This window comes from Bradyrhizobium sp. 956_D2_N1_4, assembly GCF_052076025.1.
Taxonomy (GTDB): Bacteria; Pseudomonadota; Alphaproteobacteria; order Rhizobiales; family Xanthobacteraceae; genus Bradyrhizobium; species Bradyrhizobium barranii.
In genome coordinates this window covers 6067012-6092505 of record NZ_CP197237.1, presented here as the reverse complement: position 1 = coordinate 6092505, position 25494 = coordinate 6067012, and the positions used below count along the sequence as shown (strand labels likewise).

The 25494-nt window shown below is 64.6% G+C and carries 26 protein-coding genes; 16 read left to right on the top strand and 10 right to left on the bottom strand.

Features of this window, described 5'->3' with window-relative positions:
• Together AB7535_RS28815 and AB7535_RS28810 are read left to right on the top strand one after the other, a co-directional pair.
• The gene (locus AB7535_RS28815) at positions 1-813 is read left to right on the top strand and encodes an ABC transporter permease (RefSeq protein ID WP_049807861.1); all 813 of its coding nucleotides are present in this window, start codon (positions 1-3) and stop codon (positions 811-813) included.
• Positions 810-1595 (top strand): ABC transporter permease, encoded by a 786-nt coding sequence (locus AB7535_RS28810; RefSeq protein ID WP_063981335.1) that lies wholly within the window; start codon positions 810-812, stop codon positions 1593-1595. Before AB7535_RS28815 ends, AB7535_RS28810 begins: the two co-directional genes overlap by 4 nt.
• Before the next feature lie 198 nt (positions 1596-1793).
• Here the strand turns inward: AB7535_RS28810 and AB7535_RS28805 are convergent, their stop codons facing one another.
• Complete coding sequence (locus AB7535_RS28805; protein ID WP_085405284.1) at positions 1794-2444, bottom strand: TetR/AcrR family transcriptional regulator; 651 nt, start codon at positions 2442-2444, stop codon at positions 1794-1796.
• 208 nt (positions 2445-2652) lie between these two features.
• Here AB7535_RS28805 and AB7535_RS28800 point away from each other — a divergent pair, with 208 nt between their 5' ends.
• Complete coding sequence (locus AB7535_RS28800) at positions 2653-3993, top strand: MFS transporter (protein WP_354097163.1); 1341 nt, start codon at positions 2653-2655, stop codon at positions 3991-3993.
• Positions 3994-4015: 22 nt separating this feature from the next.
• Complete coding sequence (locus AB7535_RS28795; RefSeq protein WP_231143330.1) at positions 4016-5515, top strand: carboxylesterase family protein; 1500 nt, start codon at positions 4016-4018, stop codon at positions 5513-5515.
• Here AB7535_RS28795 and AB7535_RS28790 read toward each other — a convergent pair.
• Together AB7535_RS28790 and AB7535_RS28785 are read right to left on the bottom strand one after the other, a co-directional pair.
• Positions 5484-5945: a GNAT family N-acetyltransferase gene (locus AB7535_RS28790; RefSeq protein WP_166106094.1), complete on the bottom strand. Its 462-nt coding sequence runs from the start codon at positions 5943-5945 to the stop codon at positions 5484-5486. The genes AB7535_RS28795 and AB7535_RS28790 overlap by 32 nt on opposite strands.
• A gap of 32 nt (positions 5946-5977) precedes the next feature.
• Complete coding sequence (locus AB7535_RS28785) at positions 5978-7675, bottom strand: GMC family oxidoreductase (protein ID WP_231143329.1); 1698 nt, start codon at positions 7673-7675, stop codon at positions 5978-5980.
• Positions 7676-7937: 262 nt separating this feature from the next.
• On the opposite strand from AB7535_RS28785, the gene AB7535_RS28780 reads away from it, so the two are divergent.
• On the top strand, positions 7938-8708 hold the full coding sequence (locus tag AB7535_RS28780) for a metallophosphoesterase family protein (protein WP_231143328.1): 771 nt from the start codon (positions 7938-7940) through the stop codon (positions 8706-8708).
• A gap of 42 nt (positions 8709-8750) precedes the next feature.
• On the opposite strand, the gene AB7535_RS28775 is transcribed toward AB7535_RS28780, so the two are convergent.
• From AB7535_RS28775 to AB7535_RS28760, 4 genes are read right to left on the bottom strand one after another with little or no spacing between them, the layout of a single operon-like run.
• Complete coding sequence (locus AB7535_RS28775) at positions 8751-9479, bottom strand: aspartate/glutamate racemase family protein (protein WP_354097164.1); 729 nt, start codon at positions 9477-9479, stop codon at positions 8751-8753.
• 37 nt (positions 9480-9516) lie between these two features.
• A complete protein-coding gene (locus tag AB7535_RS28770; RefSeq protein ID WP_231143326.1) occupies positions 9517-10275 on the bottom strand; it encodes an amino acid ABC transporter ATP-binding protein in 759 nt (252 codons plus the stop codon).
• The gene (locus AB7535_RS28765; protein WP_354097165.1) at positions 10272-10934 is read right to left on the bottom strand and encodes an amino acid ABC transporter permease; all 663 of its coding nucleotides are present in this window, start codon (positions 10932-10934) and stop codon (positions 10272-10274) included. Before AB7535_RS28765 ends, AB7535_RS28770 begins: the two co-directional genes overlap by 4 nt.
• Before the next feature lie 10 nt (positions 10935-10944).
• A complete protein-coding gene (locus AB7535_RS28760; protein ID WP_354097166.1) occupies positions 10945-11781 on the bottom strand; it encodes a transporter substrate-binding domain-containing protein in 837 nt (278 codons plus the stop codon).
• A gap of 237 nt (positions 11782-12018) precedes the next feature.
• Here AB7535_RS28760 and AB7535_RS28755 point away from each other — a divergent pair, with 237 nt between their 5' ends.
• From AB7535_RS28755 to AB7535_RS28710, 10 genes are all read left to right on the top strand, one after another.
• Positions 12019-12936: an NAD(P)-dependent oxidoreductase gene (locus AB7535_RS28755; RefSeq protein ID WP_231143323.1), complete on the top strand. Its 918-nt coding sequence runs from the start codon at positions 12019-12021 to the stop codon at positions 12934-12936.
• A 16-nt stretch (positions 12937-12952) separates the two neighbouring features.
• Positions 12953-13306 carry a RidA family protein gene (locus AB7535_RS28750; protein ID WP_231143322.1) on the top strand — a complete coding sequence of 118 codons (354 nt, stop codon included), beginning with the start codon at positions 12953-12955 and terminating at the stop codon, positions 13304-13306.
• 9 nt (positions 13307-13315) lie between these two features.
• Positions 13316-14542: a pyridoxal phosphate-dependent aminotransferase gene (locus AB7535_RS28745; RefSeq protein WP_231143321.1), complete on the top strand. Its 1227-nt coding sequence runs from the start codon at positions 13316-13318 to the stop codon at positions 14540-14542.
• Entirely contained in the window at positions 14539-16200 is a 1662-nt protein-coding gene (locus tag AB7535_RS28740; protein ID WP_231143320.1) for a thiamine pyrophosphate-binding protein, read from the top strand. Before AB7535_RS28745 ends, AB7535_RS28740 begins: the two co-directional genes overlap by 4 nt.
• Positions 16201-16203: 3 nt before the next feature.
• Positions 16204-17469 (top strand): NAD(P)/FAD-dependent oxidoreductase, encoded by a 1266-nt coding sequence (locus AB7535_RS28735; RefSeq protein ID WP_231143319.1) that lies wholly within the window; start codon positions 16204-16206, stop codon positions 17467-17469.
• Positions 17470-17478: 9 nt separating this feature from the next.
• Entirely contained in the window at positions 17479-18222 is a 744-nt protein-coding gene (locus AB7535_RS28730; protein WP_014492734.1) for an aspartate/glutamate racemase family protein, read from the top strand.
• A 120-nt stretch (positions 18223-18342) separates the two neighbouring features.
• Positions 18343-19035, top strand: a complete 693-nt coding sequence (locus AB7535_RS28725) for a GntR family transcriptional regulator (RefSeq protein WP_439037392.1) — start codon at positions 18343-18345, stop codon at positions 19033-19035.
• Between the two features lie 310 nt (positions 19036-19345).
• Positions 19346-19888, top strand: coding sequence for a thiamine pyrophosphate-binding protein (locus tag AB7535_RS28720; protein WP_063981353.1), 543 nt, complete (start codon positions 19346-19348; stop codon positions 19886-19888).
• The gene (locus AB7535_RS28715) at positions 19888-20478 is read left to right on the top strand and encodes a thiamine pyrophosphate-dependent enzyme (RefSeq protein WP_231143316.1); all 591 of its coding nucleotides are present in this window, start codon (positions 19888-19890) and stop codon (positions 20476-20478) included. Before AB7535_RS28720 ends, AB7535_RS28715 begins: the two co-directional genes overlap by 1 nt.
• 57 nt (positions 20479-20535) lie before the next feature.
• Entirely contained in the window at positions 20536-21315 is a 780-nt protein-coding gene (locus tag AB7535_RS28710; RefSeq protein WP_028147108.1) for an SDR family NAD(P)-dependent oxidoreductase, read from the top strand.
• Positions 21316-21319: 4 nt separating this feature from the next.
• On the opposite strand, the gene AB7535_RS28705 is transcribed toward AB7535_RS28710, so the two are convergent.
• Genes AB7535_RS28705 through AB7535_RS28695 form a run of 3 tightly spaced genes read right to left on the bottom strand, consistent with a single transcriptional unit; the run spans position 21320 to position 24339 of the window.
• Positions 21320-22147, bottom strand: a complete 828-nt coding sequence (locus AB7535_RS28705; RefSeq protein ID WP_081369148.1) for a carbohydrate ABC transporter permease — start codon at positions 22145-22147, stop codon at positions 21320-21322.
• Positions 22144-22992 carry a carbohydrate ABC transporter permease gene (locus AB7535_RS28700; RefSeq protein WP_085405270.1) on the bottom strand — a complete coding sequence of 283 codons (849 nt, stop codon included), beginning with the start codon at positions 22990-22992 and terminating at the stop codon, positions 22144-22146. The genes AB7535_RS28705 and AB7535_RS28700 overlap by 4 nt, the downstream gene beginning before the upstream one ends.
• Before the next feature lie 6 nt (positions 22993-22998).
• Positions 22999-24339, bottom strand: a complete 1341-nt coding sequence (locus AB7535_RS28695; RefSeq protein ID WP_063981357.1) for an ABC transporter substrate-binding protein — start codon at positions 24337-24339, stop codon at positions 22999-23001.
• Positions 24340-24416: 77 nt separating this feature from the next.
• On the opposite strand from AB7535_RS28695, the gene AB7535_RS28690 reads away from it, so the two are divergent.
• A complete protein-coding gene (locus AB7535_RS28690; RefSeq protein WP_354097168.1) occupies positions 24417-25472 on the top strand; it encodes a LacI family DNA-binding transcriptional regulator in 1056 nt (351 codons plus the stop codon).
• Positions 25473-25494 lie beyond the last annotated feature (22 nt).

Here is a 25494-nt window from a genome sequence, read left to right as displayed (position 1 = left end):
ATGCTGGCATTGGTGTCGCCGGCGCTGCTCGTGATTCTTCTCCTGATCGTGCTGCCGGTCGGCTGGCTCGCCTGGCAGTCGATCTACCATGACGGCTTCACGCTGGAGAACTATCGCCGGGTCTTCACGGAAGACATCTACTGGCGCAGCTTCGCGCTGACCTTCGAGATCAGCCTCGCGGTGACAGTCATCGCGCTGCTGCTCGGCTATCCCGTGGCCTATCTCGCCAACGCCGTGCCGAAAGGCTGGAGCATCCTCATCCTGTCGCTGGTGGTGCTGCCGTTCTGGACCAGCGTGCTGGTGCGCGCCTATGCGTGGCTGGCGCTGCTCCAGCGCACCGGCGTGATCAACCAGTTCCTGCGCTATCTCGATGTCATTTCCGAGCCGCTCGCGCTGGTGCACAACACGTTCGGCACGGTGGTTGCGACCGTGCACATCCTGCTGCCGTTCATGGTGCTGCCGCTCTATGCCACCATGCAGAAGATCCCCGGTGATTTGATGCAGGCCGGTGCGAGCCTGGGGGCGAGCCCGTCGCTCACCTTCTTCCGGGTGTTCCTGCCGCTGTCGCTGCCGGGCGTGCTCGCGGGCTGCACCATGGTGTTCGTGCTCTGCCTCGGCTTCTACATCACGCCGGAATTGCTCGGCGGCGGCCGCACCGTGATGGTGTCGATGCTGGTGAGCCGCAATGTCGAGCTCTACAACCAGTTCGGCGCCGCGAGCGCGGTCGCCGTGGTGCTGCTCCTCAGCGTGCTCCTGATCTTCTTCGCCGTCAGCCGCTTCATCTCGCTCGATCGCGTGTTGGGGCAGAAATGACGCGCACTTCGCCCGCACGGATTGTCCTCTACGTGATCAGCGCGCTGGTGCTGGTCTATCTGATCCTGCCCGTGCTGATCATCGCGCCGATCTCGTTTTCCAGTGCGCGCTTCCTGACGTTCCCGCCGCCGTCGTTCTCGCTGCGCTGGTACCAGCAATATTTCGCCAATCCGGCCTGGATGCAGGCGACGCGGGTGACGCTGACGGTCGCGTTCTTCACGGTCCTGATCGCAACGCCGTGCGGGGTCGCGGCGGCCTACGCGATCAGCCAGTCGAAGCTGCGCATCATGCGCATCATCCACATGGCGCTGCTGCTGCCGCTGGTGGTGCCGATCATCATCACTGCGGTCGGCATCTTCTTCGTCTATGCAAAGGTCGGCCTGGTCGCGACCATGCCCGGCCTCGTGCTGGCGAACGTGATGCTGGGCCTGCCCTATGTCGTCATCTCGGTGCTTGCGGGCTTGCAGAGCTTCGATCCGGCGCAGGAGATGGTGGCGCGCAGCCTCGGCATGAACCGCCTGCGCAGCTTCTTCGCGGTGACGCTGCCGCAGATCAAGTCGAGCGTGGTCGCGGGCGGCATCTTCGCCTTCATCTCGGCGATGGACGAGACCATCGTCGCGCTGTTCATCTCCGGCGGCCAGTATCAGCCGCTGACCAAGCGCATGTTCACCGCGCTGCGTGACGAGATCGACCCGACCATCGCCGCGATCTCGACGCTGATGACGGTGGCGTCGTTCATGCTGGTGCTGCTGGCGAGCACGCGGGGGAAGAGGGGCGGGTGAGGGGGGCTCCGGTCTCCGCCGTCATCACCCGCGAAAGCGGGTGATCCAGTATTCCAGAGCCGGTAGTGGTTCCTCGATAGGCCGCGGCGTACTGGATTCCCCGCCTGCCGCCTACGCTAAAGCTTCGGCGCCCCTGGACCGCAGCCCCGGCGAAGCCTTGGCGTAGCCGGGTCGCGGGGAATGACAGCAAGTGTGTTGCTAAGCCTTCGCCCCGAGCCACGCCAGGATCATCTCCACGATCTGCGTCCGGCTCTTCGCCAGCACCCTGGGCTCGCTGAGGTCGCGGTCGAACAGGGCGCCGAAGGTGTGGCGGTTGGCGACGCGGAAGAAGCAGTAGGAGGAGATGGCGAGGTGCAGGTCGATGGCGTCGACGTCGTCTCGGAAGACGCCTTCGCCGCGGCCGCGCTCGAGGATGCCGTCGAGTGTCGCGATCACGCTGGCATTGAGCTGGCGCAGTTGCAGATTCTGCTTCAGGTGCTTGCCGTGGTGGATGTTCTCGATGCTGACGAGGCGGATGAAGTTCGGATTGCGCTCGTCATGGTCGAAGGTGGCCTCGATCAGCCGGCGCAGTCCCTCCCGGGCGTCGCAGCTTTCGATGTCGAGCTGGTCCTCCAGCGCGCGGATGCTGCGATAGGCCTCCTCCAGCACCGCGAGATAGAGCTGCTCCTTGCCGCCGAAATAGTAATAGATCATCCGCTTCGACGTACGCGTGCGCGCCGCGATCGCATCGACGCGGGCGCCGGAATAGCCCTCCGAGGCGAATTCGGCCATCGCCACTTCGAGGATGTCGCGCTTGGTGCGCTCGGGGTCGTTGGTGCGTTTCGATGGGGGCGGCATGCGCTCGAGCATCACTGTTTCTCCCGCCAGTTTCCACGGATCACCTTGAAGGTGAAGGCAAATTTCACCCGTCGGGGCGCTGATCCAATGCGTATTGCATAAACGTACTAGTTCGTACATTATTGCTCGAGACCAAAGTTGCGGCAACCAGAACCAGAACACGCGCGCGAGGCGATCTGCCGGACGCGAACCGCACCGGCCACATGGGGAGGAACCTTCAATGACGTTGACGTCAACCGCACCGCTGCGCGCATCATCCAGCGCGGAAGCCGCGCCGAACAAGCTGCCGAAGCGCGCCGCGCTGGTCAGTTTCGTCGGCAGCATGCTCGAATACTACGACTTCTTCATCTACGGCACCGCGGCGGCGCTGATCTTTCCAAGAGTATTCTTCGCCAATGTCGATCCCTCGACCGCGACGCTGCTCGCGTTGCTCTCCTTCGGCATCGGCTATATCGCCCGGCCCGTGGGCGCCGTCATCCTCGGCCATTTCGGCGACCGTATCGGCCGCAAGACGGTGCTCTTGTTCACGCTGGTGCTGATGGGCGGCTCGACGCTGGCGATCGGCCTGTTGCCGGATGCCAAGACGATCGGCAACGCCGCGCCTGTCATCCTGACGCTGCTCCGCCTGTTGCAGGGCCTGTCGGCTGCCGGCGAGCAGAGCGGAGCCAACTCGCTGACGCTGGAGCATTCCGCCAATTCGAACCGCGCCTTCTTCACGAGCTGGACCCTGAGCGGCACCCAGGCCGGCGCGATCCTTGCAACACTGGTGTTCATCCCGGTGTCGAGCCTGCCGGAAGACCAGTTGTTGAGCTGGGGCTGGCGCATTCCGTTCCTGCTCTCCGCGCTCGTGCTGCTGGTCGCCTACCTGGTGCGGAGGACCATGCCGGAAACGCCCGTCTTCGAAGACATCAAGGACAAGGCGCAGATGGCGCGCTTCCCCGTCGTTACGCTCTTGCGCGACTACTGGCCGGACGTGCTGCGCGTCATCGTCTGTGCGCTGATCGCCACCGTGAGCACGATGACCGCGGTGTTCGCGCTCGGCTATGCCACCAGCAAGTTCGGCGTCGCCCGCCCGACCATGCTGTGGGCCGGCGTGCTCGGCAATGTCACCGCGCTGATCACCCAGCCGCTGTGGGCGCTGCTGGCCGACAGGATCGGCCGCAAGCCGGTGTTCATCGGTGGCGTGCTCGGCTGCGCGGTGCTGGTGTTCCCGTATTTCATGCTGGTGACATCGGGGAATACGCCGGCGATCTTCGCCGCGGCGATGATCCTCTCGGGCGTCATCTACGCCGCGCCGAACGCGATCTGGCCGTCGTTCTATGCGGAGATGTTCGACGCGCGCGTGCGTTACTCCGGCACGGCGATCGGCACGCAGCTCGGCTTCCTCGCCGCCGGCTTCACGCCGCTGGTGAGTGCGAGCCTGGTCGGCGAAGGGCCGAACGGCTGGATTCCCGTGGCAATCTTCGTTGCCTGCTGCTGCGTGATCTCGGCGGCATCAGCGGCCACCGCGCGCGAAACCCACAATGTCGACATCGCCGATCTCGGGAAGCAGCGCGCTTGAGACAAGACAGAGTAACAGTCGCATGTTGACCAATGCAGTTCCGACCACGAGCGGACCGATCGTCGGCGCCGAGCAGAGCGGCGTACGCGCCTTCAATGGCGTACCGTTCGCAATCGCGCGGCGCTTTGCCAGGGCGACACCGCCGCTCGCGTGGACCGAGCCGCGCCGCTGCACGGACTACGGCGCCTACGCGCCGCAGCCCGGCCATCTCGATCATGCTGACGAGGAATCCTGTCTCAGCCTGAACATCTGGGCGCCGGCGGCGGATCACCCGCTGCCGGTCAATTTCTTCATCCATGGCGGCGCCTTCGTCACCGGCGGCGGCGCCGACTATGACGGCTCCTTCCTCGCCGCCCACGGCCCGGCCGTCATCGTCACCATCAACTACCGGCTCGGGCCGCTCGGCTTCCTGCAACTGCATCGCTACGGCCTCACCGAAGCCAACAACCTCGCGCTCCAGGATGCGCTGGCAGCGCTCGATTGGGTCCGGGCCAACATCGCGAACTTCGGCGGCGATCCGGATGCGATTACGCTGTCGGGACAATCCGCCGGCGCCTCCATGGTGATCGCGCTCGCAACCCTGCCGCAGGCAAGAGGCAAGTTTTTCCGTGCGCTCGCGCTGAGCGCGCCCGGGCGCGACATCATGAGCGCAGGTCACGCCGACGATGTCGCGCGCCACGTGCTCGAGGAGCTCGAGCTTGCGCGTGATCCCGGCGGGATTGCGTCCGTGCCGCTGCCAAGGCTGTTCGCGGCGGTCGAGCGCGTCGGACGCAGGCTCGCGGACGAGACGGACGCAGGCACCGTGTTCGGCCCGGTGCTCGACGGGACCGTGATCCCGCGCGAGCCGCGCGACGTCTTCGCCGACGGAACTTTGCGCGGCATTCCGCTCTGGCTCGGCTCCTGCCGCGACGAGATGGTGATGTTCCTGAAGAGCGCGCCGCCTGCGGCGATGATCCGCACCACCGAGCGACAAGTGCGTGCGGCATTCGGCGATGCCGGCTGGTGCCGGCTGCTATCCTATTATCGCGCCAACGCGCGCCTCGACGAGGATCCGTACGAGGCGCTGTTGTCGGATGCGTTCTGGCATCGCCCCATGGCCGATCTCGCGCGGCGTCATGCTGCGGCAGGCGGCGCGGTGTGGTTGAGCCGGTTCGATCATCGCCCGGCGCTGGAGCCGTTCCTGTCGCAGGGACCAACCCATGGCGCGGACAATGCCTGCCTGTGGGCGCATCTGCCTGATTTCATCGATCGGCCGATCCTCAGGCGCAAGGGCGGGCCGATGACCCCGGCCGACATTGATGTCGCGGCGCGGTTTCAGGCGAGCGTCTTGCGCTTCGTCACGACCGGCATGCCGGACGTCGCGCAAGCCTGGCCGCAGTTCGCGCCGGGCCATGAGCCGCTCGCGATCTTCGGCCAGCCGTTTCACATCGTGCCGCTCAACGACGGCGCGCGCTTCCGCGTATGGGCGGAGCTATCGGCGCAGTCCGGACCTACGAAACAGCAGCGAGCGATCGCTCCATGATGATCGTGCGCTCATCGCCAAAGTAACTGTCACGCACGGCCTTGAACCCGAGCCGTGCGTAGAAGGATTCCGCGGTGACGGAAGACGGGACGGTCAACAAAGCGATCTCTCGCTCGCGCGCGATGCGTTCGATCTCGGCCATCAGGAACTTGCCGATCCCCTGCGCCTGAACGTCGGGAGCCACGAAGACCGTGCGGACGACGCTTCCGTCAAGGCTCGCCGTTCCAACGACGCGGCCGCCAAGGGCGGCAACAAGGACCGTGCGTTTGCGGATCAGCTCCAGAACGGCGGTCGGGCTGAAGCTATGCTCGACCCGCTCGATGATCTCGTCTGTGTAATCCCTCGCATTTGTCTCGCGCAGTGCGCGCAGAATGACGGCGCTGATTTCGCCGCTATCCTCTTCGCGCGCCGGGCGGATGCTGCAATCCATTGATCCCTCCAGCTCCCGGCAGTCGCTAGCCCTCACTGCATTATCGACGCCGCGATCTTCTCCGCCGACATCAGCACCGGAAAATTGGTGTTGGCGCACGGCACCACGGGGAAGATCGAGGCGTCGACGACGCGCAGGCCCTGAACGCCCTTGACGCGGCCTTGATTATCGACCACTGCCATCGGATCGTCGGCCCGGCCCATGCGGCATGAGCACGAGGCGTGCCACACCCCGATGGTCGCCTTGCGGACGAAGGCTTCCAGCGCATCGTCGTCGTTCATCACCTGGTCGAAGGTGAAACCTTCGACGACGAAATTGTCGATCAGGTAGTGGCGCAGCGCCGCCGGCCCGTCCATCAAGGTCGCGGCGATCTTGGTCAGGATCCTGTTCTTGGTATTGACCACGCCGATCTTGCGCACCTTGTCCGTATAGGCGGCCGGAAACGGCTTGTCCGTCACTGCTTTCACCACGTCGCTCATCTGCACCGCCGCCATCTTGCGGAAGCCGCTCATCAGGCGATCGAGGTCGCGGCGGTCGGACAGCAGATTGAACTCGACGATCGGCTCGGCGGCGGGATCGCGCGAGGCGAGCTTGACCTGTCCGGTCTCGGAATAGGTCTTGTTGACGAAGGTCAGCAGCGAGCCGATCTGCTCGCCGACCGCGTGCCAGGCCGATTTGCTGAGCAGGACGACGAACATGTCGCCCTTCGGTACGCCCGACAGCCCGGATGAATAACGCAGGCCAAGCTGCATGTGGCGCCTGGTGTGCTCGTTCATGCGCGCGCCGCGGCGGACAAAGGACGACAGCGAAATCGAGGGATGATCCATCAGGCGCTGACCGACGCCTGCCAGCCCCATCAGGACCGGAATGCCCATATCCTTGAGGTGACCGACCGGGCCGATGCCGGCGCGCAGGAGATGCGCCGGCGAATGGATCGCGCCGCTGGAGAGGATGATCTCGCGGCCGCGGAATTCCTGTTCCCGTCCGTCGACCATCGCCTTCACGCCGACGCATTGCGTGCCTTCGAACAGCAGCTCTCTCACCTGCGTGTTGGTGGAGATGGTGAGATTGGCGCGCTTGCGCGTGTCACGATCGAGATAACCCATCGCGGCCGAGACACGTTGCTCGGCCTGATTGGAATGCGTCACCGGAAAATAGCCGTCGACGAACTCGCCGTTCTGGTCCGGCACGAACTGATGGCCGGCCTGCTGGAAGGCGTCGGCGAACGCCTGCGAATGCCGCGTCCAGTGCTCACGCGGAATTCTGCGTACCGGAATTCGACCGTCCTTGCCGTGATACGGCCCGTCGAAGTCGAGGTCGCGCTCGACCTTCTTGAAGAAGGGCAGCACGTCGTTCCAGCTCCAGCCGTCGGCGCCCCGCGCGTCCCATTCATCGTAGTCGGTCGGTGCGCCGCGGTTGGCCATCTGGCCGTTGATCGACGAGCCGCCGCCCAGCACGCGCGCCTGCTCGTATTTGCGTAAAGGAGGGCGCGCTTCGTTCGGATTGTTGTGGCTGACGATCTGGGTCGTGACCTTGAGTTCGGTCCAGTGGAAGCGGGGATCGAAATAGGCCGTGCCCGGATAGCTGTCCCTGATCTCGGCGGGCTCGTTGCCGGGCGGTGTGTCCTGTCCGGCCTCGCACAGCAGGACCTTGTTGGCGCTCTTTGCGGAGAGCCGGTGGGCCAGCACGGACCCCGCCGAGCCGCCGCCGACGATAATGAAGTCGTACACGATTGGCGTTTCCTCTTGGTCTTCTCCGGGAAACGTAGCGTGTTATTTTCCCGAGGTCACGTCGGCATTGCCGCGACAGTTCGTAACTCGCATCGCTTGCCTGGCAACCGCGATCGTGTAATTCTTCTGCCAGCGCCGATTTGATCCTCAGCTTGCGGGCGCTTCTACAAATGCAGCTAAAGAGACGTAGCTAAATTGACTAGCCAGTCCTGCATCCCCCGCATAGCGAGAACGATCGGCCATTCCGAATGGGAGGGGCCAAATGAGATTTGCTGCCATCGCGGACGTGCATGGGAATCGTCCGGCACTTGAAGTCGTCCTTGCGGACATTGCCATGCTCGGCCTCGACGAGGTCGTGAATCTCGGCGACCACGTCAGTGGCCCGCTCGAGGCGGCCAGGACCGCGGACCTGTTGATGGCGCGAGGCTTTCCGTCGATACGGGGCGATCAGGATCGAATCCTCGTCGAGCTCTGGCAGGCCGGCGGCTCCGGTCGCAGCGATTTCCGTCAGCTCACGCGCAAGCATTTCGACTGGATGGCAAGCATGCCGTCCACGCTCACGTATAACGGACGGGTGTTCCTGTGCCATGGATCGCCAAGGGACGATGCAGCTTTCTGGCTCGACCACATCGCCGACGACGGCTGCCTGCGTCCGAGCGGCATCGACGCGATCGAGGCTGAAGCTGAGGGGATCGACGCCGAGATCATCCTGTGCGCCCACACCCACATTCCGCGCGTGGTGCGCCTGAGGGATGGACGGCTGGTCGTGAATCCCGGCAGCGTCGGGTTGCCCGGTTATGACGGGAAGGCGCCCGTTCCTTACGTGGTCGAGGTCGGTACGCCGCATGCGTGCTACGCGATCCTGGAGCATGCCGGCGCAGGCTGGTCCGCGACGATCCGCTACGTGCCCTATGACACCACGGCCATGGCCGCATTGGCGCGCAGCAAAGGCATGCTCAGCTGGGCAAACGCGATTGCGACGGGTTGGGTGGAGCGGGAGGGGAGGGAGGCCGACGCCTCCGTCACGCCCTGACGCGTCTCGTTCCGGCCGGCAACGAGGGGCAGCGGGGCTCGTTCAGCGCAAGAATGGCACGGGATTGGCCGCGCGGTAGAACAGATTGATCAACGTGTTGATGTCGAACACCGGAAGGCCCGATACTTCGGCAACGTCCTTCGAGAACGGGCACATGTTGGTGCATTCGAACAGGATCGCGCCCGGGTTTTTGCAGGACGCCATGAAGGCTTGCGTCATCTCGATCATCTCGGCGCGCAGCACGTCGGTGTCCAGTTCCTCGCGGCCGAGAATGTAGGTTGCGGGAAACTGCGCATCGGGCTTCATGCCCTGGATCTGGACGGGGATCTCGTCCGGCGACCAGCCGACACCGCGGAAATGCCCCTCGTTCATGTGGTGGCCGCGTTCGGTGAAGATGCCGATGACCTTGCCCGGCGGCAGCATGGCATGAATCAACGGCGCCTGGATCAGGCTCGAGGTGAAGACCGGGATGTTCACGGCTGCCGCGAGCTGCTGCTGAAATGGCGCGAGGAAGCCGCAGCTCGTGGTGATCGCCTTGACGCCGTCGGCTTCCAGCTCGCGGGCCGCCGCGATGAACGGCTCGAGCAGGGCGGGATCGGGATGGTCGCCCATGATCCTCGTGGCGTGTGCGCCGCGCACGATCTTGTAGCGCACCGGGAAATCATAGGAGAGCGCATTGCCGATGTCGCCGCGCGGACGCGGGAAGCGGGTATCGAGCATCAGGATGCCGATCGTCTCGCCGTAATTCGTGAAGCCGCCGCGGAGTTTCATGATCTACCCACCGATCCAGGATGGTCGTGACAGCAGTCTAATGCGTCTCGTGAAACCGGGCCAGGAACGCCTTCAGCCGTTCGCTGCGCGGCTGACGGATGGTTTCCTCCGGCGTGCCGATCTCGGCCATGATGCCGTCGTTCATGAAGCCGACGCGGGTGGAGACGTCGGCGGCGAAGGCCATCTCGTGCGTCACCAGCACCATGGTCATGCCTTCGCTCGCGAGGCTGCGGATGACGGAGAGGACTTCGCCGACAAGTTCGGGATCGAGCGCCGAGGTCGGTTCGTCGAACAGCATCACGTCTGGCTTCATCGCGAGTGCACGCGCGATCGCGACGCGCTGCTTCTGGCCGCCGGAGAGGCGGCTCGGAAACGCGTCGGCCTTGTCGGCGAGGCCGACCTTGGCGAGCAGATCGCGGCCAAGCGCGTCGGCTTCGTTTCGCGCCATGCCCTTCACCTGCACCGGCCCTTCGGTGACATTGGCGAGCACCGACATGTGCGGGAACAGGTTGAAGTGCTGGAACACCATGCCGACGCTGCGCCGAAGCAGCGCGAGCTGCGCATCGCCGGCGGCGCGCATGCCTTTGCCGAAGGCGAATTTATGCGTGCCGATCGCAAGCGCGCCCTGCTGCGGCATTTCCAGGAGATTCAGGCAGCGCAGGAAGGTGGACTTGCCGGAGCCGGAGGCGCCGATCAGGGTGACGACCTCGCCGCGGGCGACCGAGAGCGAGACGCCCTTGAGCACCTCGTGGTCGCCGAACGCCTTGTGGATGTTGTCAGCGATCAGAGCACTCATCGGTGCGCTCCCATCTTCAGCTCGACCCTATCAGCGATCAGCGTCAGCGGGAACAGCACGACGAAATAGAGCACGGCGATCGTGGTGTAGACCTCGAGCGGCTTGTAGCTCGACGCGGTGATGACAGTGCCCTGGTAAAGCAGGTCGCCGACCGCGACCACCGACACCAGCGAGGTGTTCTTGAGCTGCATGATGGTCTGGTTGATGAAGGAGGGGATCATCACCTGCGTCGCCTGCGGCAGCACGATGCGGCGAAAGATCTTGCCGCGGCGCATGCCGATGGCGCGGCCGGCCTCCCACTGGCCGGTGTCGACGGCCTCGATGCCGCCGCGGAAGATTTCCGCATAGAACGAGCCGGCATAGAGCGACAGCGCGATGAAGCAGGCCATCGCCGGCGACATGTCGACGCCGATCAGCACGGGCAGGGCATAGTAGACCCAGATCAGCTGCACCAGCAGCGGCGTGCAGCGGAACACCTCGATATAGAGACGCAACGGCACCGTGATCCAACGCGGAGCCGTCGTGCGCAGGATGCCGACGAACAGTCCGATGGCGAGACCCGCGACCACCGTGGTCACCGTGTAATACACGGTGACCAGGAGCCCTTGGCAGATCAGGCCCCAATACGGCTTGAGCGCCGCGAAGTCCCAGACGTACATCGATCGACCGTCAGAACTGCACTTCGGGCGGGAGATCGTCGGCGGTGAGGCCGACCGCCTCAAAACCCTTGAGCATCCAGTCGCGGGTCTGGCCCATCGCGCGGTTGTAGTCGGCCCAGGCGCTGAGGAAGTCCTTGTAGCGGCGGTCGCTCTCGGCGCGGATGCCCATGTTGGTCGGCAGCGTCAGCAGCGGCCGCGGAATGGCGAGATCGCCGAGGTTCGGATTCTTCTTCAGGGTCGAGACCGAGAGCACGGCCAGCGAGACGTTGCAGTCGGCGCGGCCGGTCGCAACCGCCAGGATCGCCTCGTCGCGGTTCTTGAAGCCGAGGATGGTCGCCTTCGGACAGTAGCGCCGCGCGATCGTCTCATGGGTCGAGCCGATGTCGACGGCGATCTTGACCTCGGGCTTGTTGAGCTCGGCCCAGGTCTGCGGCTTGGCAAAGCCCTTCTTGGTGATGACGGTGAAGGAGTGCACCAGGATCGGCGTCGAGAAGTCGATGACGAGCGCGCGCTCCGGCGTCGGGTTCACGGCGAAGGCGAGGTCGACCTTGTCGGCCTGGAGATCGAGGATCTGGTTGCCCCAGGTCGATTCCAGCGTCTCGACCTTGGCGCCCAGCTTGCCGGCGATGTCCTTGGCCATGTCGATGCAGGCGCCCGACCATTCGTTGGTGGCGAGGTCCTTATGGAAATAGGGCTCCTGGCCGACGATGACAGCGACGCGCAGCACGCCATTCTTCTTGATGCGGTCGAGCGTGGAGGTCGGCGCATCGGCCTTGGCCGAGCCGCTCGCGGCGGCGATCGCTGCGCCTGCCAGCGCGACGGTGGTGAGAGCATCCCTGCGATTCATGGTCTCTGTCTCCCTGGAATCTGGGTCGGATCGTGTCCGGCCTCTGGACTATTTCTGTATTCAGGATAAAATGCAATACGGTATTTCGAGTTGCTGACCATTTGGGCGGCAATGCAGAAATGAGCCCAATATCTTGGCAGGATTGCGCAAAATTCCCGATGGGGAGGGGTTGTAAATTGCATTTAAGTCTGAATACAAGACTGAACGCAATATGGAAGTGAGCTGAAGGAGAGGCCTGTGCGCGCCCTATTCGTCGATGCGAACGAGACCCTGGCAGCGGTGACCGACAAGCTGCTGCGCTCTGCCAGCCTGCCGGTCGGCATCAACCGCAATCCCTCGATCAAGCCCGACGATCTGCCCGGCCTGCTCGGCGATGCCGAGATCATGATCGTCGACCACACGGCGGTGCCATCAGCGATTGCCGAGAAATGCGCGAAGCTGAAGCACGTCGTCTTCCTCGGCACCGGCGCGCGCAGCTACATGAATCCGGAGGAGCTCGCCGAGCGCGGCATCTCCGTCCACACCATCAAGGGTTATGGCGACACCGCGGTTGCCGAGTGCGCGATCGCGCTGATGTGGGCGTCTGCGCGAAATTTTGGCGAGATGGACCGCGGCATGCGCGAGGGCAACTGGCTGCGCCGTGACGCGATGCAGCTCACCGGCAAGACGCTCGGCCTGATCGGTTTTGGCGGCATCGCCGCGGAGGCCGCGCGCATGGCGGCGGGCTGCGGTATGAAGGTGATTGCCTGGAACAGGACGCCGAAGACGCATCCCGGCGTCGAGTTCGTCTCGCTGGAGAAGCTGCTCGCCGAGAGCCACGTCGTCTCGCTGCATCTCTTGCTCAACGACGAGACCAAGGGTTTCCTGTCGCGCGAGCGCATCGCCCAGATGCGTAAAGGCAGCATCCTGATCAACACCGCGCGCGGCGCCGTCGTCGACGAGGATGCGATGCTCGACGCGCTGCGTTCGGGCCACATCGCCCATGCCGGCCTCGACGTCTTCACTGTCGAGCCGCTGCCGGCCGGGCATCCGCTCACAAAGCTGCCGAACGTGACGCTGTCGGCTCATTCGGCGTTCCGCACGCCCGAGGCGAGCGACAACCTCATCGGCGCGGCACTCGACCACTGCCGCCGCATCATCGCCACCGGCAAGTAAAGTTAAGGACAATCCCATGTCGGATATCACCCGCATCGACCAGAACGCCCGCCGCAGCCGCGCTTCCGTGTTCGGCGATCTCGTTTTCCTCGCAGGTCAGGTGGCGGACACCAAGACCGCCGACATCATCCAGCAAACGAAAGAGGCGCTGGCGAAGGTCGACGACATGCTGGCGCGCGCCGGTACCGACAAATCGCGCCTGCTCAGCGTGCAGGTCTGGCTCAAGACCATGGACGATTTCGACGCCATGAACGCGGTCTATGATGCCTGGGTCGTGCCGGGCAACACGCCGACCCGCGCCTGCGGCAAGGTCGAGCTCGCCGATCCCGCCTTCCGCATCGAGGTGATCGCGATCGCCGCGCGCAGTTGAGGCTCGGCCGTGACTGTCCAGGCGCCCGCATCGACCTTCCGTCCCGCCCAGCGCATCAGTGCGATCGGCGTCTCCGAGATCCTCAAGATCGGCGCGGTCGCGCAGCGGCTGAAGCGCGAGGGGCGGCCGGTGATCGTGCTGGGCGCCGGCGAGCCTGACTTCGATACGCCTGATCATGCCAAGGATGCGGCCGAGCGCGCCATCCGCGCCGGCCAGACCAAATACACCATCCTCGACGGCACCGTGGAATTGAAGGCGGCCATCGCCGACAAATTCCGCCGTGAGAACGATCTCGTCTATGCCGCCGACGAGATCACCGCAGGCGCCGGCGCCAAGCAGGTAATCCACAACGCCTTCATGGCGACGCTCAGTTCCGGCGACGAGGTGATTCTCGCCGCGCCGTACTGGACCAGCTATGCCGACATGGTGCGGATCGCCGACGGCACGCCGGTCGACGTGCCCTGCCGCGAGGAGAACGGCTTTCGCCTGGACGCCGCCGATCTCGAACGCGCGATCACGCCGAAGACGCGCTGGCTGCTGCTGAACTCTCCGTCCAATCCGACCGGAGCCGCCTATTCGGCCGCGCAGCTTCGCCCGATCCTGGATGTGCTCAAGCGCCATCCGCATGTCTGGTTGATGGCGGACGATATCTACGAGCACCTGATTTATGACGGCATGCCGTTCGTGACCGCAGCGGCGCTCGAGCCGAGCCTGAAATCACGCACGCTGACCGTGAATGGTGTTTCCAAGGCCTACGCCATGACCGGCTGGCGCGTCGGCTATGGCGGCGGTCCGCGCGAATTGATCGCGGCGATGGCGGTGGTGCAGAGCCAGAGCACGACGAATCCGTCCTCGGTGAGCCAGGCCGCTGCGATCGCTGCGCTGACGGGGCCGCAAGGCATCCTGATCGAGCGCCGTGCCGCGTTCCAGCGCCGCCGAGACATCGTGGTCGATGCGCTCAATGCCATCGACGGCGTCACCTGCCGCCGGCCGGAAGGTGCGTTCTACACCTATGCCAGCTGTGCCGGCCTGATCGGCCGCCGTACGCCTGATGGTGCCACCATCGACAGCGACGCGGCGTTCTGCCGCTTCCTGCTGGAGAGGCATGACGTGGCCGTGGTGCCGGGCAGCTGTTTCGGCCTTGCACCTTATTTCCGCCTGTCCTACGCCACCTCGGAACAAAACTTGCGCGAGGCCGTGATGCGCATCGCCAAAGCCTGCAGGGAGCTGTCATGACCATTCGCAACACCCGCACCGGGGGCCAGATCCTTATCGATCAGCTCGTCGCCCAAGGCGTCGAGCGCGTCACCTGCGTGCCGGGCGAGAGCTACCTCGCGGCACTCGACGCGCTGCATGACAGCCCGATCGACGTCGTGATCTGCCGCGCCGAGGGTGGTGCTGCGATGATGGCCGAAGCCTATGGCAAGCTCACCGGCCGTCCCGGAATCTGCTTCGTCACCCGCGGCCCCGGCGCCACCAATGCCAGCCACGGCGTCCACATCGCGATGCAGGATTCGACGCCGATGATCCTGTTCGTCGGACAGGTCGACACCGGCATGCGCGAGCGCGAGGCGTTCCAGGAGCTCGACTACAAGGCGGTGTTCGGCACCATGGCGAAATGGGCCGTCGAGATCGATCGCCCCGATCGCATTCCGGAGCTGGTCGCGCGTGCCTTCCGCGTCGCCATGCAGGGCCGTCCGGGTCCCGTGGTGATCGCGCTGCCGGAGAACATGCTGACCGAGACCGCGGCCGTTGCCGACGCCATGCGCATCGAGCCGGCAGTGAGCTGGCCCGCGCCCGCTGACATCGAGCAGGTCAGTGCGATGCTGGCGAGTGCGAAGGCGCCGCTCGTCATCCTCGGCGGTTCGCGCTGGACCGATGAAGCGACCAAGAGCATCGCGCGCTTTGCCGAGCGGTTCGACCTGCCGGTTGCGACCTCGTTCCGCCGCGCCTCGCTGATCGACGCCGATCATTCGCATTATGCCGGCGATCTCGGCATCGGGCCGAGCCCGGGCCTGAAGGCGCGCATCGACAACGCCGACGTCATTCTCCTGATCGGCGGCCGCATGTCGGAGATGCCGTCCTCGTCCTACACACTGTTCGATATCCCGACGCCGAAGCAGAAGCTGATCCACGTGCATCCGGGCTCGGAAGAGCTCGGCCGCGTCTACCAGCCGGCGCTCGCGATCCAGGCGACGCCTGCCGCGTTCGCGGCCGCCGTCGAGACGCTGAAGCCCGCTGGCGCCGTTGCCTGGAAGGGCGAGGCCGCCAAGGCGCATGCCGATTACCTCGCCTGGACCGACAAGGCGCGTGAGCTGCCGGGCACATTCCAGTACGGCCAGGTCATGACCTGGCTGCGCGACCGCCTGCCGAAGGACGCGATCGTCTGCAACGGTGCCGGCAACTATGCCGGCTGGATCCATCGCCATCACCGTTTCCACAGCTTTGCCACCCAGCTCGCGCCGACGTCGGGCTCGATGGGATATGGCGTGCCGGCCGCGGTGCTTGCAAAGCGGCAATATCCGGATCGCGTCGTCGTCGCCTTTGCCGGTGATGGCTGCTTCCTGATGAACGGCCAGGAGTTCGCGACCGCCGTGCAGTACGACGCGCCGCTGGTGGTCATCGTCGTCGACAACTCGCAATATGGCACCATCCGTATGCACCAGGAGCGTGATTATCCCGGCCGCGTGGTCGGAACTCAGCTCAAGAACCCTGACTTTGCGATGTATGCGAAGGCATTCGGTGGCCATGGCGAGCGCGTCGAGCGCACCGAAGAGTTTGCGCCGGCGTTCGAGCGCGCGCTCGCTTCGGGCAAGCCGTCGATCCTCCACTGCATCATCGATCCGCGCGCGATCTCGGTCGGCAAGGATTTCGCGCCGGCGGTGAAGGCGTAGCCGATGTCGGAAGGCCGCCACGTCGCTATCATCGGAGCCGGCGCGGTCGGCGTGATCAGCGCCATCGAGGCGCTACGCGAGGGGCATCGCGTCACGCTGATCGACGCAGGCGAGCCCGGTGGCGAACAGGCGGCGAGCTACGGCAATGCCGGCTGGCTCTCCTCCCATTCGGTGATTCCGCCGGCCGAGCCGGGCCTCTGGAAGAAGGTGCCGGGTTATCTGATGGACCCGCTCGGCCCGCTCGCGATCCGCTGGTCTTACTTGCCGAAGGCGCTGCCCTGGCTGGTCAAGTATTTGCTCTCGGGCTGGACCGAGGCACGGGTCGAGAAGACGGCGTTTGCGCTGCGCGATCTGCTGAAGGACGCGCCGCTGCTGCACAAGAAGCTCGCGGAAGAAGCGGGCGTGCCCGAGTTGGTCGAGCGCAACGGCGTGATGCACGTATTCCCGTCGCGCGGCAATTTCGACAGCAATCTCGGCTGGCGCCTGCGCAAGAAGGTCGGCGTCGAATGGATGGAGCTGAACGCCGACGAGATGCGTCAGCGCGAGCCGGATCTGCATCCGCGCTACACCTTTGGCGTGGTGGTGGAGGAAGCCGGCCGCTGCCGCGATCCCGGCGCTTACGTTGCGGCGCTGGCCCAGCATGCGCTCGCGAGCGGTGCCAAGCTCGTTCATGCCAGGGCGACCGGTCTGAAGCTTTCAGGCAACAAGCTCGTTGCCGTTCTCACCGAGACCGGTGAGATTGCTTGCGATGCCGCGGTGGTCGCCGCCGGCGCGCGGTCAAAACAGCTCACCGCATCCGTCGGCGATCCCTTGCCGCTCGAAACCGAGCGCGGCTATCACGTCATGATCGAGAACCCGGAATCGGGTCCGCGCAGCTCGATGATGGCGTCCGACGTCAGCATGGTGGTGAACTGGACCGACAAGGGCCTGCGCGCCGCCGGCACGGTCGAGATCGCGGGCCTCGAGGCCGCGCCGAACTGGAAGCGCGCCGAAATCCTGCGCAACAACCTCTTCAGCATGTTCCCGAAACTGCCGAAGGATATTCCAGATTCGCGCATCAAAACCTGGTTCGGCCATCGGCCGAGCATGCCGGATGGGCTGCCCTGCATCGGCCATGCGCGTGCCTCGCGCGATATCGTCTACGCCTTCGGCCATGGCCATGTCGGCCTGGTCGGATCGGCCCGCACCGGCCGTCTCGTCGCCCAGCTCCTGAGCGGCAAGCAGCCGGAGATCCCGCTTGCGCCGTTCGCGCCCACTCGCTTCCTCTGAGAACGCAACATGACCTATCCAGCCAACTCGTCCTCTCGCATCGCCCGCGGCGGCAAGGCCATCTATGGCGCGCCGCTCGGCATTTTGATGCTGGAAGCGCGCTTTCCCCGCATTCCCGGCGACATGGGCAACGGCACGACCTGGCCGTTCCCCGTGCTCTATCGGGTGGTGAGCGGCGCTTCGCCGGAGAAGGTGGTGCTGAAGGGCGCCGCCGGCCTGCTGCCTGACTTCATCGATGCGGCGAAGGACCTGGTGCGGTTGGGCGCGGAAGCCATCACCACCAATTGCGGCTTCCTCTCGCTGTTTCAGAAGGAGATCGCGGCCGCCGTCGGCGTTCCCGTAGCGACCTCGTCGCTGATGCAGGTGCCGTGGGTGCAGGCGACCTTGCCGCCGGGCAAGCGCGTCGGCCTCGTCACGGTATCAGGCTCGACCTTGACGCCGGCCCATCTCGAAGGCGCCGGCGTGCCGCTCGATACGCCACTGGTCGGCACCGAGCACGGCAAGGAATTCTTTCGCGTCCTGATCAAGGCCGAGAAGGACGACATGGATGTGGCCCAGGCCGAGCGTGACGTGGTCGAGGCGGGCAAGGAGCTGGTCGCGAAAAATCCGGATGTCGGCGCCATCGTGCTCGAATGCACCAACATGCCGCCTTATGCGGCAGCTCTGCAGGCCGAAGTTGGACTGCCGGTCTACGACATCTATTCCATGATCACCTGGTTTCATGCTGGACTGCGCCCGCGCGCGTTTGCCTGAATCCGGCTGTCGCAAAGCTCTGCACAAGATGTGCTAGGCAGCTGTTTGGATTGCAATCGTCCATATAGCCCCGGTATATTGGGCTGTGTTCGGGCATGAATGCAGCTTATGAAGAGCAACGTGGAACTGGCTTCCGATAGTATCGTCGATCGCGTCTATGAACAGCTCAAGGCGATGGCCGTGAGCTATGAGTTCAAGCCGGGCGAACGGCTCAACGAGGGCGAACTGGCAAAGCGCCTCGGCGTTAGCCGCACGCCGCTGCGCGAAGCGCTCAACCGTCTCAACACCGAAGGCTTCCTGCGCTTCACGCCGGGCAAGGGCTTCTTCTGCCGCGAGCTCGACGCGCACGAGATCTTCGATCTCTACGAGCTGCGCAAGTCGATCGAGGTCGCCTCGATCCGCCTCGCCATCAAGCGTGCCAAGGACGAGGACATCGACGCGCTCCTGAAATTCCTCGAAGCCACCGGTCCCGATCCCGGCGAGCGTTCGTCGGTGGAGCTGGTCGAACTCGACGAGACCTTTCACGAGCGGTTGATGGGGATGTCGAACAACGCCGAGATGCTGCGCGTGCTGCGCAACGTCAACGCCCGCATCCGCTTCGTGCGCTGGATCGACATGGACCGCATCAACCGCTCCAACACCCAGGCCGAGCACCGCGCGGTCGTCGAAGGGTTGAAGGCGCGCGACGAGGAGGCCTGCGTCTCGGTGCTGGAGAAGCACATCGACCGCCGCCTCGACCGCATTACCTCCGCGATCAAGGAAGGCTACGCGCAGATCTACATGCCGGCTGCGGCGAGGTCTGCGGCGAATTGAGGTTCTTTCTTCCTTCTCCCCTTGTGGGAGAAGGTGGCGCGAAGCGCCGGATGAGGGGTATCTCTCCGCGCATATTGATGCATTGAATGCGCCGAGAGATACCCCTCACCCCAATGAGTTTGTGTCAACCTGTGGTGATGCCCTCTCCCGCAAGGGGAGAGGGCGCAGTCATGCGCATCGTGCTCTGGTCCCGCAGGCGACAACGGAAAAGGCAGCTATACAATTCCTCGATATCTGCTCGTGCCAGACGGTCAGAGCCGTCGCGCGGAATAATCGCTAGCGTCTGCCCGAATTTCACGGAGACCTCGCGGTGCACAGCCCTCAACCGAATCCTGAAACGCGCAGCAGCGACGACTGGCCGTCCGAGCTCTATCGTATCCTCAAAGCCGCCGACGTCAGGCAGATGTCCTACGTGCCGGATGCCGGCCACAGCCAGCTCATCCGCATGTTCTCGGCCGACCGCGACGTCACCACCAACGTGCTGACGACCGAGGAGGAGGGCATCGCCATCGCCGCCGGCGCCTGGCTCGGCGGTCAGCGCAGCGTGCTGCTGATGCAGTCGAGCGGCGTCGGCAATTGCATCAACATGCTGTCGCTGTCGGCGATCGGGCGCTTTCCGCTGCTGATGCTGGTGACGATGCGCGGTGAATGGGCCGAGTTCAATCCCTGGCAGGTGCCGATGAGCCGGGCGACGCAGCCCTCGCTGGAGGCGATCGGGCTGAAGGTGATGCGCGCGGAGACGGCGGAGGATCTGGTCGAGACGGTCGAATCGGCGGCATCGCTCGCCTACGAGTCCGACCAGCAGATCGCGGTTCTGATCGGGCAACGCCTGATCGGCAAGAAGAAGTGGTGATGCCGATGCAAGCTCAACTCGATCGTCGCGCCGCTGTCGCCGCGCTCCTGAAAGACCGCAAGGACACGCTGGTCGTCTCCGGTCTCGGCTCGCCCACCTATGACCTGCATTCCGTGGGGGATCACGACGGCAATTTTTATCTCTGGGGCGCGATGGGCGGCGCCGCGCTGATCGCGCTTGGGCTCGCGCAAGCCCAGCCGGGCAAGCGCGTCCTCGCCTTGACGGGCGATGGCGAGCAGTTGATGGGGCTCGGCGGCGTCGCCACCATCGGAGTGGCGCGCCCGCGCAACCTCGACATCGTCGTGATCGACAATCAGCATTTTGGCGAGACCGGCATGCAGGCGAGCCACACCGGCCGCGGCGTCGATCTCACGGCAATTGCCGCCGCCTGCGGCTTTGCCGCGACCGGAACCGTGCGGACGCTCGAGGAGGTGCAACACCTCGCAGCGCAGATCGCCGAGCCGGCCGATGGCCCGCGGCTTTTTGTCATCAAGGTTCTGGCGGAAAATCCGCCGCGCTCGCTGCCCTCGCGCGATGCCGTCTTTATCAAGAACCGGTTCCGTGCTCATCTCGGCTTTGCGGCGGCTTGAACCGGGGTCCTCTCCGGGATAGCTCGCTGCCCAAGCAGCTATCCTGGAGTGAGACCCATGAAACTATCCGGCAAAGTCGCCGTCATCACCGGCGCGGCGCGCGGCATTGGCAAGGCGTGCGCAAAACGGTTCCTCGACGACGGCGTCAAGGTCGTCATCTCGGACGTCGATACGGATGAGCTCGAGAAGACGGTCAACGAGCTGGGCAAGCCCAAGGAATTGTATGCCGTGCCATGTCACGTCGCGCGGCGTGCGGACGTTGATCGCGCGGTGGCGACCGCGGTCAGAGAATTCGGCCGGCTCGACATCATGGTCAACAATGCCGGCGTCGCCCGCAACCGCGACATCCTGGAGATTTCCGAAGAGGAATTCGACGAAATTATCGGCATCAACCTGAAGGGCGCGTTCTTCGGCGTGCAGGCTGCCGCGAAGCAGATGATTGCGCAGGGCGGTGGCGGGGTCATCATCAACATGTCCTCGGTGAACGCGCTGCTGGCGATCCCGACGCTTGCGACCTACGCCATCTCCAAGGGCGGCATGAAGCAGCTGACCTCGGTCGCCGCCGTCGCGCTCGCCCCGCACAACATCCGCGTCGTCGCGGTCGGGCCGGGCACGATTTTGACCGACATGGTGGCGTCGTCCATCTACACCTCGGAGGATGCCCGCAAGACCGTGATGTCACGCACGCCGGCAGGCCGCGGCGGTGAGCCGAGCGAGATTGCGTCGGTCGTGGCGTTCCTGGCGAGTGACGATGCGTCCTATATCACCGGGCAGACGATCTATCCGGATGGCGGGCGGTTGATCCTGAACTACACGGTGCCGGTGAAGGACAAGTAGGGCTTCAAGACTTCACCGCGCCCGACGTCATGCCGTCGATGAACTGACGCTGCAGCAGCACGAAGATCGCAACGATCGGCAGCACGATGGTGACGGCTGCGGCCAGCATCTCGCCCCAGTCGGTCGAATACTGGCCGGTCAGATTGTAGAAGCGCACGATCGCGGTGACGTTGCTGTCGTTCTGCAGGAACGTCACGGCGATGACGAACTCGTTCCAGGCGTTCAGCCCGACGATGATGGCGACCGTGAGCAGCCCGGGCCGCATCATCGGCAGGATCACGTACCAGAAGGTCTGCCACGGCTTTGCGCCGTCAACTTGGGCTGCTTCCTCGAGCGCGACGGGAATCGCGAGCGCGTAGGTGCGCAGGAGGAAAATCGCAAACGGCGAGAACATCGCCGTGTAGATCAGCGCCACCGCGGGGATCGAATTGACCAGCCCGAGCTTCGCGAAGATGAAGTAGAGCGGGTAAAGATAGAGCTGCACGGGCACGGTGATCGTGGCCATGAAGTAGAAGGTGATGAAGCGCCAGAATTTTCCCTTCTGCCGCGCCAGCACATAGGCGCAGGGCGTCGCGGTGACGCACACCATCAGAATGGTCAGAATCGCGACTTCGGCACTGTGAAGCAGGCTCGGGCCGAGTTGGGCGTTGCGCCAGGCGGAGGAAAAATTCTCCCAGTGCAACTGGGTCGGCAGCGCGAGCGGATTGCTGCCGATCTCGACCGTCGTCTTCAGTGCGTTCATCACGGCGAGCACGATCGGCAGCAGCGAGCTGAACGATGCGATGCCGATCAGCCCGAGGCTGAATGTCCTGCTCCAGCGATCCCCGATCATGTCGATTGCGCGTCGTCGGTGATCTGGAGCCAGAGATAGACGGCGGTGGCACACAGGCCGAACAGGCTCATGACGCAGGCGGCGGCTGCAGCCTGGCCGACGTCGCCTTCGAAGAAGGCGTGGCGGTAGGCAAATGTCGCGAGCACCTCGCTGCCATAGGCGGGGCCGCCGCGGGTGACGATGAAGATGAATTCGAAGACCTGGAACGACCAGATCACGGTCAGAATCAGCATCAAGGTCAGGGTCGGGCGGATGCCCGGGATCAGAACGTAGCGGAACAAAGCAAAGAAGCCGGCTCCGTCGAGCCGCGCGGCTTCGATCTGGTCGATGCTGATCTGCCGCATCGCCGACAGGAACACGACCGCGAGAAAGCCCCACCAGTGCCAGATGTCGACCGCGGCGACAGCATAGAGCGAGCGGTCGGGATCGGCGAGGGGATCGGAGATCGAAAAGCCGTGCTCGTTCAACCAGGCGACGACGCCGGTCGCGGGGCTGAAGATCATGCCCTGAAAGATGCGGCCCGTGACTGCGACGGCGATGATGCGCGGCAGGAAGATGATGGACTGGACCACGATGCGCGCCTTCGGCGCCATCAGCAGCGCCGCTGCCATCACGAGCGCGAGGCAGACCGGCACGGTCAGGAAGATCGCCGTCCAGATGAAGTTATTTGTCAGCGCCGACCAGAACACGGGATCGGCGAACATGTTCTGGAAGTTGGCCAGTCCCGCCCACGCCGGCTTTCCGACACCGTCCCACATGAAGAACGCCGCCGTGAATGTCAGCACGGCGGGAACCAGGATGATGCAGACGTTAATCAGGAGCGCTGGAAGCGCGAAGAGCCACATCGTGCGTCAGGCCGTCCGCGGCGGCAGCGGCGGCACCTTGCCTTCCTTTGCTTCCTGGCTGAAGAGCGTCTGCATCCGCGTGAGGTAAGCGTCCGGCGTGATCTTGTTGAGCCAGACCTGCTCGATGCCTTCGATCAGATAGGAGTTGGTGGCGCCGGGCCAGAACGTCCAGGTGGTGAAGCCGTACTGCCCCTTGCTGAACGCTTCGTGCAGATTCGCGATCGTCTTCTCGAATAGGGGATAGCCGATGCCCTGGAGCATGTCCGGCGGCAGGTCCTTCACCGGGAGTGCCCATTTGCCGGGCCAGTCGCGGTTCATGGTCTCGTAGAACTTGCGCGTCAGCATGAACTCGAACACTGCGGCTGCGCCTTCCGCATTCTGCGAGTTCTTGGCGATCGACAGCGTCGCGCCGCAGGCGAGATGTACCAGTGATCCCGTGAAGGCCGAGCCGAGGGTCGGCGTCGGCATGACGTCCATCACGGTATCGGGCTTCGACATGCCGTAGGATTTGGTGCCGAACGACCAGGTGCCGCTGAACGCCATCGCCGCCTTGGCGTTGACGACCTGGAGGAAGCTCTGCTCGATGGTCAGCGAGAAATAGTTCTTGCCGAAATAGCCCTTGTTGTACCACGCCTTTGACAGTTCGACCGCCTCGACGAACGGCGGCGCGGTCCAGGGCAGTTCGCCGGCAAGTGCCTTGCGCACGTTGTCGGGGCCAGCGACGTTGTTGAAGAACACCGTCATCAGCCACTCGTTCACGCCCTTCCAGTCGGCATTGCCGGCGCCGAAGGGGATGATGCCTTTGGCGAGCGCTGCGTCTGCGATCGCCTCCATCTCCTGCCGGTTGGTCGGCTGCTTCCAGCCGTTCTGCTTGAACAGCTCCTTGTTATAGAACAGGTGCATCGACTCGTAGTCGCGCGGCAGCGCGTAGAGCTTGCCGCCGTAGACGCTGGTGTTGAGCAGCGGCGCCAGGAAGCGATCCTTCCACTTGTACTTCTCGGCGAAATCGTCGAGCGGCAGCACCTGGCCGGCATTCGCGATCGCGGTGAGATAGGCGGGACCCGCTGTCTGCACGATGTCCGGGCCGTTACCGGCGACGAGTGCGACCTTCAGGAGGTTGTTGACGGCGGCGCCCTTCACCTCGAGCTGGAGCAGATATTTGTCCTGCGAGGCGTTGAACGCCTCGACCAAATCGTTGCGCAGCGCGGCCTGGCCGTCCGAATTCGCCTGGCCGAACCAGAACGTCACGACCTTGCGCCCGTCCTCGGCGCGAACGTCGCGCGGCAAGCTAACGGCAAGCGCGGCAGCGGGGATGGCGGCAACAAGCTGGCGTCGGGTCATGGTCATGGCGATGAACCTCGGTTTCCTCAGGTCATTGGCGGTGATTGTTGATTTTCCTTTAGTAATACGTATAACTAAGCCAAATGGCGACGTCAACAACGAGGACGAAGCGGGGGAAGGGGCGCGACAAGCAGGCGCCAGCCCGCCCCACGCAGAAGGATATCGCGCTCGCGGCCGGTGTTTCGCAGGCCGCGGTGTCGCTTGTCCTGAACAAGACGGAGACGCCGTCCGTTCCGCCTGCGACGCGCACGCGCATTCTTCAGGTCGCACAGGAGCTGGGTTACCAGCCGAACCATCCGGCGCGGATGCTGCGCAGCGCGCGGACCATGACGTTTGCCTGTGTCATTCCAGATATCACCAATCCGTTTTATCCAGGCCTCGTCCGGGGATTGCAGACGGTCGCGGCGCCGGCTGGCTATGACGTCCTGATCTTCGACACCGACGGGCGGCCGGAAGGCGAGGCGCGCGCCATCGACTGGCTCCTCCAGGGGCGCGCCGACGGCGTCGTCGCAACGTTCTTTCATCTGCGGGCGCCCCAGCTCGCCGTGCTCGCGCGTAAGGGCATCCCGCTGGTGCGGCTGGAGAGCCAGCACAAGCCGGACGGACCGCTCGCGATCGACAGCGTCTATATCGACAATGCCGAAGCGGCCGCGGAAATGACGCGGCTTCTGATCGCGCGCGGGCACCGGCGCATCGCGATGATCCAGGCCGAGTTCGGCCCGAGCCAGCGGCGCGCGCAGGGTTACGGCGCGGTGATGCGGGAAGCGGGACTTGCGCCAGATTTCATTACCGATAGCGCTTATTCCGAGGAATCCGGCGCGCGTGCGATGAAGCGGCTGCTCGAAAGAAAGGGCGATCGCCCGACCGCCGTGTTCGGCGCGAGCGACGTGCTGGCGCTCGGTGCGATGGAGGCGGCGCGTGCAGCCGGGCTCTCGATCCCCAGCGACATTGCAATCGCCGGCTTCGACGATATCCCGGTCGCAAAGCTGCTCGGGCTCACCACGGTGCGGCAACCGGAGTTCGATCTCGGCGCGCTTGCGGCAGAGACGCTGGTCAAGCGGTTGCAACCGGGCGGGCTCGCGGCGCCGGGCCGGAGCCATGAATTGAAATTCGAGATCATGAAGCGCTCGTCGGTCTGACCCGCGAGCCAAGCAATTGGAT

Bases quoted from the DNA above. Each gene is read 5' to 3' on its own strand.
- AB7535_RS28740 (WP_231143320.1), top strand. From the start codon at position 14,539: ATGACCATTCGCAACACCCGCACCGGGGGCCAGATCCTTATCGATCAG.
- AB7535_RS28700 (WP_085405270.1), bottom strand. From the start codon at position 22,992: ATGTGGCTCTTCGCGCTTCCAGCGCTCCTGATTAACGTCTGCATCATC.
- AB7535_RS28770 (WP_231143326.1), bottom strand. From the start codon at position 10,275: ATGAGTGCTCTGATCGCTGACAACATCCACAAGGCGTTCGGCGACCAC.
- AB7535_RS28790 (WP_166106094.1), bottom strand. From the start codon at position 5,945: ATGGATTGCAGCATCCGCCCGGCGCGCGAAGAGGATAGCGGCGAAATC.
- AB7535_RS28705 (WP_081369148.1), bottom strand. From the start codon at position 22,147: ATGATCGGGGATCGCTGGAGCAGGACATTCAGCCTCGGGCTGATCGGC.
- AB7535_RS28730 (WP_014492734.1), top strand. From the start codon at position 17,479: ATGACCTATCCAGCCAACTCGTCCTCTCGCATCGCCCGCGGCGGCAAG.
- AB7535_RS28690 (WP_354097168.1), top strand. From the start codon at position 24,417: ATGGCGACGTCAACAACGAGGACGAAGCGGGGGAAGGGGCGCGACAAG.
- AB7535_RS28735 (WP_231143319.1), top strand. From the start codon at position 16,204: ATGTCGGAAGGCCGCCACGTCGCTATCATCGGAGCCGGCGCGGTCGGC.
- AB7535_RS28815 (WP_049807861.1), top strand. From the start codon at position 1: ATGCTGGCATTGGTGTCGCCGGCGCTGCTCGTGATTCTTCTCCTGATC.
- AB7535_RS28765 (WP_354097165.1), bottom strand. From the start codon at position 10,934: ATGTACGTCTGGGACTTCGCGGCGCTCAAGCCGTATTGGGGCCTGATC.
- AB7535_RS28800 (WP_354097163.1), top strand. From the start codon at position 2,653: ATGACGTTGACGTCAACCGCACCGCTGCGCGCATCATCCAGCGCGGAA.
- AB7535_RS28715 (WP_231143316.1), top strand. From the start codon at position 19,888: ATGCCGATGCAAGCTCAACTCGATCGTCGCGCCGCTGTCGCCGCGCTC.
- AB7535_RS28710 (WP_028147108.1), top strand. From the start codon at position 20,536: ATGAAACTATCCGGCAAAGTCGCCGTCATCACCGGCGCGGCGCGCGGC.
- AB7535_RS28795 (WP_231143330.1), top strand. From the start codon at position 4,016: ATGTTGACCAATGCAGTTCCGACCACGAGCGGACCGATCGTCGGCGCC.
- AB7535_RS28775 (WP_354097164.1), bottom strand. From the start codon at position 9,479: ATGAAACTCCGCGGCGGCTTCACGAATTACGGCGAGACGATCGGCATC.
- AB7535_RS28750 (WP_231143322.1), top strand. From the start codon at position 12,953: ATGTCGGATATCACCCGCATCGACCAGAACGCCCGCCGCAGCCGCGCT.
- AB7535_RS28810 (WP_063981335.1), top strand. From the start codon at position 810: ATGACGCGCACTTCGCCCGCACGGATTGTCCTCTACGTGATCAGCGCG.
- AB7535_RS28780 (WP_231143328.1), top strand. From the start codon at position 7,938: ATGAGATTTGCTGCCATCGCGGACGTGCATGGGAATCGTCCGGCACTT.
- AB7535_RS28760 (WP_354097166.1), bottom strand. From the start codon at position 11,781: ATGAATCGCAGGGATGCTCTCACCACCGTCGCGCTGGCAGGCGCAGCG.
- AB7535_RS28805 (WP_085405284.1), bottom strand. From the start codon at position 2,444: ATGCTCGAGCGCATGCCGCCCCCATCGAAACGCACCAACGACCCCGAG.
- AB7535_RS28695 (WP_063981357.1), bottom strand. From the start codon at position 24,339: ATGACCATGACCCGACGCCAGCTTGTTGCCGCCATCCCCGCTGCCGCG.